This window comes from Pseudomonas sp. 14P5.3.2 (assembly GCF_057799175.1).
On the sequence record NZ_JBYOKU010000011.1, the window covers coordinates 120,187 to 133,090 of the forward strand.

The window sequence follows — 12,904 nt, forward strand, 5'->3', positions numbered from 1 at the left end:
CAAGTAAAATTCCTATAGCGAAATTATTTATTGGAATAAGGACATAGCGCACCTCCAATGCCCTGTAGCCCATGCAGTGCGGGCATTAGCCGGGTTTCCGCGAATTATGTTTTGTAGGAAATGTAACGAACATAGTTGCTGCTAAATGATAATTGATATCGTTTGGAGTGGTTTTGTAACTGTTTAGCGGTGCAGTAAACAGAAAGTTGTCTTATATGCCTGTTACTGCAAGTAGCGGTGGCGCCAGTTTTAGCTGATTTTTCTGCCATCTGTACCGCTCTGGATCAATGTTTTTGTCCGAGCGACGTCGATCCCTGTAGGAGTGAGCCTGCTCGCGATAGCGGTTTGTCAGCTAGCGCATGCATTGACTGACCCACCGCTATCGCGAGCAGGCTCACTCCTACAGGGGGTTGTGGTCTTTGGGAAATCGGCGGGCAAAAAAACGCCCCGAACCAGTCGGGGCGTCAGTCTTGCGGCTTTGCGGTTAGCTTTCCATCCGATCCGCAAAGGCCGTTTGCTCAGCGAAGCCGAATCAGTGGAACTGTTCTTCTTCGGTCGAACCGGTCAGCGCGGTCACCGAGGACGAGCCACCCTGAATCACGGTGGTCATGTCGTCGAAGTAGCCGGTGCCCACTTCCTGCTGGTGAGCCACGAAGGTGTAACCCTTGGCGGCGTCAGCGAATTCCTGCTCCTGCAGCTTCACGTAGGCAGTCATGTCGTTGCGGGCGTAGTCGTGCGCCAGGTTGAACATGCTGTGCCACATGTTGTGAATGCCGGCCAGGGTGATGAACTGGTGCTTGTAACCCATGGCGGACAGTTCGCGCTGGAACTTGGCGATGGTCGCGTCGTCCAGGTTTTTCTTCCAGTTGAAGGAAGGCGAGCAGTTGTACGACAGCAGTTGGTCCGGGTATTCCTTCTTGATCGCTTCAGCGAAGCGACGGGCTTCTTCCAGATCCGGTTTGGCGGTTTCGCACCAGATCAGGTCGGCGTAAGGCGCGTAAGCCAGGCCACGGGCGATCGCCTGGTCCAGACCGGCACGTACCTTGTAGAAACCTTCCTGAGTACGCTCGCCAGTCACGAACGGCTGATCGTACGGGTCGCAATCGGAAGTCAGCAGGTCAGCCGCGTTGGCGTCGGTGCGGGCCAGGATGATGGTCGGCGTACCGGCAACGTCAGCCGCCAGACGTGCAGCGGTCAGCTTTTGTACCGCTTCCTGAGTCGGAACCAGTACCTTGCCGCCCATGTGGCCGCATTTCTTCACGGAAGCCAGTTGGTCTTCGAAGTGAACGCCGGCGGCGCCTGCTTCGATCATGCTTTTCATCAGCTCGTAGGCGTTCAGCACGCCGCCGAAACCGGCTTCAGCGTCAGCCACGATTGGTGCGAAGTAGTCGATGTAGCCTTCGTCGCCCGGGTTCTTGCCGGCTTTCCACTGGATCTGGTCGGCACGACGGAACGAGTTGTTGATGCGCTTGACCACGGTTGGCACCGAGTCCACCGGGTACAGCGACTGGTCCGGGTACATCGATTCTGCGGAGTTGTTGTCCGCAGCCACCTGCCAGCCCGACAGGTAGATCGCCTGGATACCGGCCTTGACCTGCTGAACAGCCTGGCCGCCGGTCAGGGCGCCCATGCAGTTGACGAAATCTTTCTCTGGGCGGAAGGACGGCTTGGCACCCTGGGTCACCAGGTTCCACAGCTTCTCGGCGCCCATTTTCGCGAAAGTGTGCTCAGGTTGAACCGAGCCACGCAGACGGACGACGTCAGCAGCGGAGTAAGTGCGAGTCACGCCTTTCCAGCGCGGGTTTTCAGCCCAGTCTTTTTCAAGGGCTGCAATTTGCTGTTCGCGTGTCAGTGCCATGGAGATAAACCTCGTCGCGTCTTTATGAAAAGTTGTTCTGCGGTGGAAAATTCCTGCGCTCGCTGACCAGAAGCTTAGGTGGTCAAGTCGGATTCGGCGGGGGAGGCGACGTGATGAACGATGGGCTCGAGGGGAAGTGAGCAGGTAAAGGCGGACTGCGGGCGCATTCAGGCGTCGTGGGCCTTGGTACGAACATCAGTGTGGTGCCGGGTTACCTAATAACGCTTCCGTCCCTCGGGACAACTTCGTTCCAGTCGACAACCTCGTCAAACACACCTTGTGGGCGGTACAGACACGAAGCGGTTCGCGGGGTAGGTGCGAACATCGCTTCGAAGGCCCTTGCCAGGGCCTCTGATTAGCGGGAGCGAGGCCATCATGCCTCCGCTTTTTTGGCCCGTCAAACGTTTTGTAGTGCTTTTTTTCAAGCACTACATCTTTCGTCTAATACGACTAATCAGTCAGTTTTCGGTGCTTTAGTCCAGGGAATCGACTTTGACCCGCAGCGTCATGTCATCCCGGCCTTGAGTCGAGTAGCTGCGGGTCGCGCCCTGTTTGTCGGCCTGGGTTTCGCGGTTCACCCCGGCCAGGGTGATCCATTCGCCCAAGCGTCCGCTGACGGTTGTGTCGGTACTTTGCACGTTCACTACATCGGGACGTTCCTGGCTCATTCGGTCACGATTGGTGCTGATCGCCAGATGAACGATGTCGCCGGTGACACTGGCTGTCACGTAGAAACCCTGGGTGACGTTGCGATATTGCGTCTGGCTGCTGTAATCGCCGTAGGAATTGCTCTGGCTGCTGGTGATCGGCACGCTTTGGCCGACCTGGATCAATGCTGGCGCGCCCTCGCTGGCCTGAATCTGCTGGATGCCGCCATCACGGCTGGCGGTGCTGTAGTTGATGATCCGGGTTTGTTGATCGCCAGTGTTCTGTTGGTTGTTTTCGTTGGTATCGACGGTGATCAGCAGGCGTTTGGGCGCAGTGTCGAGCTGGGTGATCAGCGCTTTGACTTCCTGGATCTTGTCAGGCTCAGCCTTGATGATCAGTTGGTTGCCGTAGGCGCTGACCTGGCCGTCCTTGCCGATGAAGTCCTGCGCCATCGGCAGCATGTCGGCGCTGGTGCGGTACTTGAGAGGCACGATTTCTGTGGCTGCCATCACCGACAGGCTGCAGCCGAGCAGCAGGGTGGTGAGCAGGGTGCGTAGGGACATGTCCGTTATCTCCGCTTTCGAAAGGCTTGATATTGCCAGTTTGTCGGCCCGGGGTGGGGCAAGTTGAATCGTAGACAGCAAAACGCCCCGGCATCGGTTGATGTCGGGGCGTTTTGTGGTGTTTTTGCTGGCCTCTTCGCGAGCAAGCTCGCTCCCACATTGAATCTCTGTCTGACACACAATCTGTGTCTAATGCAGATCAACTGTGGGAGCGAGCTTGCTCGCGAAAGCCGCGCCGCGGTCTCAGGCCGAATGGCGAACCATATCGACGTGCGGAATCCCCGCTTCAAGGAATTCCTCGCTGACCAGGCTGAAGCCCAGGCGCTCATAGAACGCCGTGGCTTGTACCTGGGCGCTGAGCATCTGCTGCTGCAGGCCACGGGCTTCGGCTTCAGCGATGACCGCTTGCATCAGCGCATCGCCTACCTTCATGCCGCGCCAGTCCTTCAGCACCGAAACCCGGCCAATGTGCCCGTCGGGCAGCAGGCGGGCGGTGCCGATCGGAAAGTCGCCTTCGAACGCCAGAAAATGCACGGCGGTCGCGTCATCGGCGTCCCATTCAAGCTCGGGTGGCACCGATTGTTCGGCGATGAACACCGTTTCACGAATGCGCCGGATCTCGGCGTTGTCCTTTTGCCAGTCTGCGACACGTACGCGAATCTTATTCATCGGCAAATCCCAGGCTGCCTTGTTTGACCAGCTCGCACAGCAGGCCGCGGCCGTCTTCGTCGTTCAGCCACTCGCCGAGGTTGTCGACATGCAGCGCATCGGCGGCGCAGATCATCTTCAGCAGCTCGCGCAGCTTGCCCGGCAGGTAACGGCTCTGGCCGCTGGCGAACAGCAGCAGGTCGTCATCGACTTCCGACCAGGCCAGGCGCGCACTCGGGTTGCGGATCAGCACCGCGCCGTCCTGCAGGGCATTGAGGAAGTCATCTTCTTCAACGTCTTCCGGGCCAACCACCAGTTCCGGGTAGCGCGGCTCGGTCATGTACTGGCCGAACCAGGTCAGCAGCAGGCGCTCGTCGCTCATGTGCTCGGCGAGCAGGCTTTTCAGGCGGCCGAGTGCGTCGTGCTGGATCTGATGCGGATCATCGCTGACCGGCTTCGCATCGGCGTCGGTGTAGCGTTCTTCGTCGGTCAGGAACTGGCTGAGGAAGTCGGTGAAGTGGGTCAGCACTTCAGAGGCGCTTGGCGCACGGAAACCAACTGAGTAGGTCATGCAGTTGTCCACGGCGACACCGCAGTGAGCCAGACGCGGCGGCAGGTAGAGCATGTCGCCCGGTTCCAGCACCCACTCTTCGGTCTCGTGGAATTCGGCGAGGATGCGCAGATCCGCGTGTTGCAGCAGCGGGCTCTCGGAGTCGCACATCTGGCCGATCTTCCAGTTGCGCTGGCCGTGGCCTTGCAGCAGGAACACGTCGTAATTGTCGAAGTGCGGGCCGACGCTGCCACCTGGGGCGGCGAAGCTGATCATCACGTCATCGACGCGCCAGCTCGGCAGGAAGCGGAAGTTTTCCAGCAGCTCGCTGACTTCCGGGACGAATTGATCAACGGCCTGAACCAGCAGGGTCCACTCTTTTTCCGGCAGTTTGCTGAATTCGTCTTCGGCGAACGGGCCGCGACGCAGCTCCCACGGACGCTCGCCGTGCTCGATCACCAGGCGCGACTCGACCTCTTCTTCCAGGGCCAGGCCGGCCAGTTCATCGGCGTCGATCGGGCTTTCGAAGTCAGGAATGGCCTGACGGATCAGCAGCGGCTTTTTCTGCCAGTAATCGCGCATGAATTCGCGCGCCGTGAGACCGCCCAGAAGTTGAAGAGGAGTATCAGGATTCATGTGTAACCTATTGAAAAAAAGCATTTTTCAGACGGGAATAAAAACGCCCGGCGCGGCCGGGCGTCTCAAACGGGTCAAGCGGTGAATCAGATGCGTTTGGCTTGCGCTACAGCGTTGCCGATGTAGTTGGCTGGAGTCAGCTGTTTCAGCTCGGCTTTCGCTTCGGCTGGCATGTCCAGGCCGTCGATGAAAGTCTGCAGCGCTTCCGGGCTGATGCCCTTGCCGCGGGTCAGTTCTTTCAGCTTTTCGTACGGGTTTTCGATGTTGTAGCGACGCATTACAGTCTGGATCGGCTCGGCCAGCACTTCCCAGCAGGCGTCGAGGTCAGCGGCGATCTTCTGCTCGTTGAGCTCCAGTTTGCTGATGCCTTTGAGGCTGGCTTCGTAGGCGATCACGCTGTGAGCGAAGCCCACACCGAGGTTGCGCAGTACGGTGGAGTCGGTCAGGTCACGCTGCCAGCGGGAGATCGGCAGTTTGCTCGCCAGGTGCTGGAACAGTGCGTTGGCGATGCCCAGGTTGCCTTCGGAGTTTTCGAAGTCGATCGGGTTGACCTTGTGCGGCATGGTCGACGAACCGATTTCGCCGGCGATGGTGCGCTGCTTGAAGTAACCCAGGGAGATGTAGCCCCAGATGTCACGGTCGAAGTCGATCAGGATGGTGTTGAAGCGCGCAATCGCGTCGAACAGCTCGGCGATGTAGTCGTGCGGTTCGATCTGCGTGGTGTACGGGTTGAAGCCCAGGCCCAGCTCGTCTTCGATGAAGGCGCGGGCGTTGGCTTCCCAGTCGATCTGCGGGTAGGCCGACAGGTGCGCGTTGTAGTTGCCCACGGCGCCGTTGATCTTGCCCAGCAGCGGCACGGCAGCGACTTGAGCGATCTGGCGCTCGAGACGGTAAACCACGTTCGCCAGCTCTTTGCCCAGAGTAGTCGGCGAGGCCGGCTGACCGTGGGTGCGCGACAGCATCGGCACGTCGGCGAAGCGGATCGCCAGTTCGCGGATGGCGTTGGCGGTCTGACGCATCAGCGGCAGCATCACGTCGTCACGGCCTTCGCGCAGCATCAGGGCGTGGGACAGGTTGTTGATGTCTTCGCTGGTGCAGGCAAAGTGGATGAACTCGCTGACCTTGGCCAGCTCCGGCAGCTTGGCCGCCTGCTCCTTGAGCAGGTATTCGATCGCCTTGACGTCGTGGTTGGTGGTGCGCTCGATCTCTTTGACGCGCTCGGCGTGCTCCAGCGAGAAGTTTTCAGCCAGTTCATTGAGAACGGCGTTGGCCTCGGCGGAGAAGGCTGGCACTTCCGGGATACCGGCGTGGGCGGCCAGGCGCTGGAGCCAGCGCACTTCAACCAGGACGCGGGCACGGATCAGGCCGTACTCGCTGAAAATCGGGCGCAGGGCCTGGGTTTTGCCGGCGTAGCGGCCGTCAACAGGGGAAACCGCAGTGAGCGAAGAGAGCTGCATGGGGTGTTCTCGGACAGTCGGGCAACGAAATGGGGCGCGTATCATACATGAAAAAATCCGCCGGTCCGTTGCCAACTGACCGGCGTATTACGCGCTACAGACTACAAAACTTTTATTGCGCGACGATTTACTCGTTGCGCATCAACGGATACAGCTCTTTGAGCAGCTTGCGCCGGCTGATCACCAACTGCCAGCGGTGCCCGCCGAGCTGTCGCCACAGGCGTGCCGAACGGATGCCGGCCAGCAGCAGGGCGCGGATCTTCGAGGCGTTGCTCGGTTGCTGCAGGTTGCGCATGTCGCCATGTACCTGAATCCGCTGGCGCAGGGTGCTCAGGGTGTCCTGATACAGCGCACCGCAGGCGGCGATCACGTTTTCGTGGGCCGGGCCGAAGTGTTCGACTTGCGACTGGATCTGCGGCAGGCGCTTGCCAATGGTGTCGAGCATGTCGTCACGTTTGGCCAGTTGGCGTTCCAGGCCGAGCATCGACAGGGCATAGCGCAGCGGCTCGCGTTGCAGGGTGCTCGGGTCGCGCTCGAGAGCGCCGATCAATGCGCGATAACCCTCGCGCAGATTGAGGTCGTCGCCACCGTACACATCCAGTGTGTCCTTCGGGTCGCGCACCAGCAGGCTGCCGAGCATGCAGCTCAGGCCGGCCTCACTGGTCTGCCCGGTCTTGGCAATGCGGTCGACCAGCACGGCGGCGAGAAACACGCCGCCCAGCGCCGTCAGTTGCTCCTGAGTCGGGCTCATGCCTGGCCGCTCCACGGCTCGGCGACTTCGATCACGCCGCCACCGAGGCAGATTTCACCGTCGTAGAACACCACGGACTGGCCCGGGGTCACCGCGCGCTGCGGTTCGTCGAACACGGCGCGGTAGCCGCTGGCGGTTTTTTCCAGGGTGCAGGCCTGATCGCTCTGGCGATAACGCACTTTGGCGGTGAGGCGCAGCGGCTGGCTCAGGTCGATCGGGTTGACCCAATAGATTTCCGAAGCGAGCAGGGCGCTGGAGAACAGCCACGGATGGTTGTTGCCCTGGCCGACGATCAGCTCGTTGGTGTCCAGATCCTTGCGCAGCACGTACCACGGCTCGTCGCCGGCATCTTTCAGGCCGCCGATGCCCAGGCCCTGACGCTGGCCGATGGTGTGGTACATCAAGCCGTGGTGACGGCCGATGACTTCGCCTTCGGTGGTCTTGATCTCGCCCGGTTGCGCCGGCAGGTATTGCTTGAGGAAGTCGCTGAAACGTCGCTCGCCGATGAAGCAGATCCCGGTGGAATCCTTCTTCTTGGCGGTCGCCAGCTCGTATTTCTCGGCAATGGCGCGAACTTCGGGCTTTTCCAGTTCACCGACCGGGAACAGGGTCTTGGCGATCTGTTCGCCGCCGACAGCGTGCAGGAAATAGCTCTGGTCCTTGTTCGGATCGAGGCCCTTGAGTAGTTCGGTACGACCATCGATGTCGCGACGGCGCACATAGTGGCCGGTGGCGATCAGGTCGGCGCCAAGCATCATGGCGTAGTCGAGGAACGCCTTGAACTTGATCTCGCGGTTGCACAGGATGTCCGGGTTCGGCGTGCGACCGGCCTTGTATTCGGCCAGGAAGTGCTCGAACACGTTGTCCCAGTACTCGGCGGCGAAGTTGGCGGTGTGCAGCTTGATGCCGATCTTGTCGCACACGGCCTGGGCATCCGCCAGGTCGTCCATGGCGGTGCAGTATTCCGTTCCGTCGTCTTCTTCCCAGTTCTTCATGAACAGGCCTTCCACCTCGTAACCCTGCTCGATCAGCAGGAGAGCGGAAACGGAAGAGTCCACGCCGCCGGACATGCCGACAATGACGCGCTTCTTGGATGTGTCAGAAGGGGCTGGATCACGCATAGGGATTCAATGAGTGTCTTGAAAAAGGACGCGATTCTATCAGGCTCACGGCCTCAAGGCTAAAGAGAAGGGCGGATCAGTTCGAGACTGAAGTGATGGCCGGCCAGATAGTCGTCGATGCAACGGATGATCAGCTCGCTGCGCCAGTTGTCGCGCTGGGCGATTAATTCGCTGCGTGTCAACCACTTGGCGCCGACGATGCCATCGTCGAGTTGATAGTCCGGGTGGTGTTTCACCGCTTTGGCGCTGAAGCACACGCGTTGATAAGTCACGCCGTTGCTTGGCGCGGTGTACAGGTAAATGCCGACCACGCCGGTGGGTTCGACGTCCCAGCCGGTTTCCTCGAGGGTTTCGCGGACGGCAGCTTCGATCAGGGTTTCGTCCGGATCCAGGTGGCCGGCCGGCTGATTGAGCACGTTACGCCCGGCCTTGTGTTCTTCGACCATCAGGAAGCGGCCGTTGTCTTCGACGATGGTGGCGACGGTGATGTGGGGGAGCCATTCCATAAAACCTTCCTCAATATCCAGATTAAAACTCAATCCCCCTGTGGGAGCGGGCTTGCTCGCGAATGCGGTGGGTCAGTCAATGACGATGTTGAATGATAAACCGCATTCGCGAGCAAGCCCGCTCCCACAGGGGTTTCGTGTTGTGTTCGGAAACACAAACCCCGGCGCAGGGCCGGGGTTTGTGATGTTCCCTCTACAACCTTAAACCAGCGCAGCAATCGCCGCGTTGAAGGTTGCGCTTGGGCGCATGGCCTTGCTGATCAGCTCGGCATCGGCGTGGTAGTAACCGCCGATGTCCACTGGCTTGCCCTGCACAGCGTTGAGCTCGGCAACGATGGTCGCCTCGTTCTCGGTCAGGGTTTTGGCCAGGGTCGCGAACTGCGCTTGCAGTGCAGCGTCTTCGGTCTGGGCGGCCAGGGCCTGAGCCCAGTACATCGCCAGATAGAAGTGGCTGCCGCGGTTGTCGATGTTGCCGACTTTGCGCGATGGCGACTTGTTGTTGTCGAGGAACTGACCGGTGGCCTGATCCAGGGTTTTCGACAGAACCAGCGCTTTCGGGTTGTTGTAGTTCACACCCAAATGCTCGAGGGACGCTGCCAGCGCCAGGAATTCGCCCAGCGAATCCCAGCGCAGGAAGTTCTCTTCAACCAGTTGCTGCACGTGCTTCGGAGCCGAACCGCCGGCGCCGGTTTCGAACAGGCCACCGCCGTTCATCAGCGGCACGATCGACAGCATCTTGGCGCTGGTGCCCAGTTCCATGATCGGGAACAGGTCAGTCAGGTAGTCGCGCAGTACGTTGCCGGTCACCGAGATGGTGTCCTTGCCTTCGCGGGTGCGCTGCAGGGTGTACTTCATGGCATCGACCGGCGCCATGATCTGGATGTCCAGACCGCTGGTGTCGTGATCCTTCAGGTAAGCCTGAACCTTCTCGATCACTACGCCGTCGTGGGCGCGCATCGGGTCCAGCCAGAAGATCGCCGGGGTGCTGCTGGCGCGAGCACGGTTGACGGCCAGTTTGACCCAGTCCTGGATCGGCGCGTCTTTGGTCTGGCACATGCGAAAGATGTCGCCGGCTTCAACAGTCTGTTCCATCAGCAGGTTGCCCTTGCTGTCGGTGACGCGAACCACGCCGTCAGCCTTGATCTGGAAAGTCTTGTCGTGCGAGCCGTACTCTTCGGCTTTCTTCGCCATCAGGCCAACGTTCGGCACGCTGCCCATGGTGGTCGGATCGAACGCGCCGTTGGCTTTGCAATCTTCGATCACGGCCTGGTAGATGGTTGCGTAGCAACGATCCGGGATCACGGCCTTGGTGTCGTGCAACTGGCCGTCGGTGCCCCACATCTTGCCGGAGTCACGGATCATCGCCGGCATCGAGGCGTCGACGATGACGTCGCTCGGCACGTGCAGGTTGGTGATGCCCTTGTCGGAGTTGACCATCGCCAGCGACGGACGCGCGGCGTAGACCGCTGCGATGTCCGCTTCGATCTGCGCTTGCTGCTCGGCCGGCAGGGCCTTGATGCGAGCGTACAGGTCGCCGATGCCGTTGTTCAGGTTGAAGCCGATCTGGGCCAGCACGTCAGCGTGCTTGGTCAGGGCGTCTTTATAGAACTCGGCAACGATCTGGCCGAACATGATCGGGTCGGAGACCTTCATCATGGTCGCTTTCAGGTGCACCGAGAGCAGCACGCCCTGGGCCTTGGCGCTTTCGATTTCAGCGGCGATGAACGCGCGCAGGGCGTTTTTGCTCATCACGGCGCAGTCGAGGATCTCGCCGGCCTGAACGCTGGTTTTTTCTTTCAGGACGGTCGCGGTGCCGTCTTTGGCGATCAGCTCGATTTTCACAGCGTCAGCGGCGTCGATCAGGGCAGCTTTTTCGCTGCCGTAGAAATCGCCGGTGCTCATGTGAGCTACGTGGGACTTGGAGTCTTTGGCCCAGGCGCCCATTTTGTGCGGGTGCTTGCGCGCGTAGTTTTTTACCGACAGCGGGGCGCGGCGGTCGGAGTTGCCTTCACGCAGAACCGGGTTCACGGCGCTGCCCTTGACCTTGTCGTAACGCGCCTTGGCTTCTTTTTCGGCGTCGTTGGTCACGGTTTCCGGGTAGTCCGGCAGGTTGTAACCCTGGGCTTGCAGCTCTTTGATTGCTGCTTGCAGCTGAGGCACCGAAGCACTGATGTTCGGCAGCTTGATGATGTTGGCTTCAGGCGTAACGGCCAGGTCGCCCAGTTCGGCGAGGTGGTCGGCTACGGCTTTGTCGCCCAGTTGCTCGGGGAAGCTGGCCAGGATGCGCGCTGCAAGAGAGATATCGCGGGTTTCCACGGCGATATCGGCCGAGGCGGTGTAAGCCTCGATGATCGGCAGCAGGGAATAGGTGGCGAGGGCTGGGGCTTCGTCGGTGAAGGTATAGATGATCTTCGAGCGGGTGGGCATATTCGGATTAACTCTCTCTTCTTTGCTAAAGCGTGCGCAGAAACTCGAGGGGCGCCGGGTAAGCGCGTTCGTTCAAAGTCATCCATGAACCGAATGTCGAGATTCTTCGCGGTGATGTTGGGTGCATCAGTAGAGCGTCAAGCAGTCGGACTGCGGTAACAACCCGACCAATCAGGCGGAAAGTCTCGTGCTAGAGAGGCCAGCCGTCGTGACCCTTTGGTCAGCGGGCGGCATTATACATAGGTAGCTGGCAATCTGCCGATGGTTCATATGCAACGATTCTCGTCCATTGGTCTAAAGGTCGCAGGGGCGGGTGGGGCGTAGAGTCGCTGCGAATGCTTGAGTTTGGCGCTTTTCCCTTTGCTTTCAGGCTTGTACGAAACCAGATGTAGCCGCGCCGTGAACAGAGGGTTTGCGTGTTGATTTAACTGGGTTACGCTCGAACCAAGCCAGATGTTCAATCCAAACAATGGAGTTCAGCATGGGTTACAAGAAGATTCAGGTTCCAGCCGTCGGCGACAAAATCACCGTCAATGCAGACCATTCTCTCAATGTTCCTGATAACCCGATCATCCCCTTCATCGAAGGTGACGGCATTGGCGTCGACGTCAGCCCGGTGATGATCAAAGTGGTTGATGCTGCCGTGGCCAAGGCCTACGGGGGCAAGCGCAAGATTTCCTGGATGGAGGTTTATGCTGGCGAAAAAGCGACCCAGGTCTATGACCAGGACACCTGGCTGCCCCAGGAAACCCTGGACGCCGTCAAGGATTACGTGGTCTCCATCAAGGGCCCGCTGACCACCCCGGTCGGTGGTGGCATCCGCTCCCTCAACGTTGCCCTGCGCCAGCAACTCGATCTGTATGTATGCCTGCGCCCCGTGGTGTGGTTCGAAGGTGTGCCGAGCCCGGTGAAAAAGCCTGGCGACGTCGATATGGTGATTTTCCGCGAGAACTCCGAAGACATTTATGCCGGTATCGAATGGAAGGCTGGCTCCCCTGAGGCCACCAAGGTCATCAAGTTCCTGAAAGAAGAAATGGGTGTCACCAAGATCCGTTTCGACCAGGATTGCGGGATCGGCATCAAGCCTGTTTCCAAGGAAGGCACCAAGCGTCTGGTGCGCAAGGCCCTGCAATATGTGGTGGACAACGACCGCAAGTCGCTGACCATCGTGCACAAGGGCAACATCATGAAATTCACCGAAGGTGCCTTCAAGGACTGGGGTTACGAGGTGGCGAAGGAAGAATTCGGCGCCGAGCTGCTCGATGGCGGCCCATGGATGAAATTCAAGAACCCGAAAACCGGCCGTGAAGTCATCGTCAAGGATGCCATCGCCGACGCCATGCTTCAGCAGATCCTGCTGCGTCCGGCCGAATACGATGTGATTGCCACGCTGAACCTTAACGGCGACTACCTCTCCGACGCCCTGGCGGCGGAAGTGGGCGGTATCGGTATCGCGCCGGGTGCCAACCTGTCCGACACCGTGGCCATGTTCGAGGCGACCCACGGTACCGCGCCGAAGTACGCCGGTAAGGACCAGGTCAACCCGGGTTCGGTGATTCTGTCGGCCGAGATGATGTTGCGTCATCTGGGCTGGACCGAAGCAGCGGATCTCATCATCAAGGGCACTAACGGCGCCATCAAGGCCAAGACCGTGACCTATGACTTCGAACGTCTGATGGACGGTGCCACGCTGGTGTCGTCTTCGGGCTTCGGTGAGGCGATCATCAAGCACATGTAAG

At 59.7% G+C, this 12,904-nt stretch carries 10 protein-coding genes; 1 reads left to right on the plus strand and 9 read right to left on the minus strand.

The window, feature by feature from the left end; translation table 11 throughout:
• Positions 1-532: 532 nt before the first annotated feature.
• The 9 genes from aceA to AC27VU_RS11825 form a co-directional block, all read right to left on the minus strand.
• Positions 533-1,858 carry an isocitrate lyase gene (gene aceA, locus AC27VU_RS11785; RefSeq protein WP_003223815.1) on the minus strand — a complete coding sequence of 442 codons (1,326 nt, stop codon included), beginning with the start codon at positions 1,856-1,858 and terminating at the stop codon, positions 533-535.
• A gap of 473 nt (positions 1,859-2,331) precedes the next feature.
• Complete coding sequence (locus AC27VU_RS11790; protein ID WP_201138135.1) at positions 2,332-3,069, minus strand: secretin N-terminal domain-containing protein; 738 nt, start codon at positions 3,067-3,069, stop codon at positions 2,332-2,334.
• A 243-nt stretch (positions 3,070-3,312) separates the two neighbouring features.
• Complete coding sequence (locus AC27VU_RS11795; protein WP_003223818.1) at positions 3,313-3,738, minus strand: GNAT family N-acetyltransferase; 426 nt, start codon at positions 3,736-3,738, stop codon at positions 3,313-3,315.
• A complete protein-coding gene (locus AC27VU_RS11800) occupies positions 3,731-4,903 on the minus strand; it encodes a ribosomal protein uL16 3-hydroxylase (RefSeq protein WP_003223820.1) in 1,173 nt (390 codons plus the stop codon). Before AC27VU_RS11800 ends, AC27VU_RS11795 begins: the two co-directional genes overlap by 8 nt.
• An 86-nt stretch (positions 4,904-4,989) precedes the next feature.
• On the minus strand, positions 4,990-6,360 hold the full coding sequence (gene purB, locus AC27VU_RS11805) for an adenylosuccinate lyase (RefSeq protein ID WP_003223822.1): 1,371 nt from the start codon (positions 6,358-6,360) through the stop codon (positions 4,990-4,992).
• Positions 6,361-6,487: 127 nt separating this feature from the next.
• Entirely contained in the window at positions 6,488-7,111 is a 624-nt protein-coding gene (gene hflD, locus AC27VU_RS11810) for a high frequency lysogenization protein HflD (RefSeq protein WP_488724121.1), read from the minus strand.
• A complete protein-coding gene (mnmA, locus tag AC27VU_RS11815; protein ID WP_003223826.1) occupies positions 7,108-8,232 on the minus strand; it encodes a tRNA 2-thiouridine(34) synthase MnmA in 1,125 nt (374 codons plus the stop codon). The genes hflD and mnmA overlap by 4 nt, the downstream gene beginning before the upstream one ends.
• Before the next feature lie 59 nt (positions 8,233-8,291).
• Positions 8,292-8,738, minus strand: a complete 447-nt coding sequence (locus tag AC27VU_RS11820; RefSeq protein ID WP_488724122.1) for an NUDIX hydrolase — start codon at positions 8,736-8,738, stop codon at positions 8,292-8,294.
• A 201-nt stretch (positions 8,739-8,939) separates the two neighbouring features.
• The gene (locus AC27VU_RS11825) at positions 8,940-11,165 is read right to left on the minus strand and encodes an NADP-dependent isocitrate dehydrogenase (protein WP_103486068.1); all 2,226 of its coding nucleotides are present in this window, start codon (positions 11,163-11,165) and stop codon (positions 8,940-8,942) included.
• Positions 11,166-11,646: 481 nt separating this feature from the next.
• Between AC27VU_RS11825 and icd the strand changes: the two genes are divergently transcribed.
• Positions 11,647-12,903, plus strand: a complete 1,257-nt coding sequence (icd, locus tag AC27VU_RS11830) for an NADP-dependent isocitrate dehydrogenase (RefSeq protein WP_047601677.1) — start codon at positions 11,647-11,649, stop codon at positions 12,901-12,903.
• Position 12,904 lies beyond the last annotated feature (1 nt).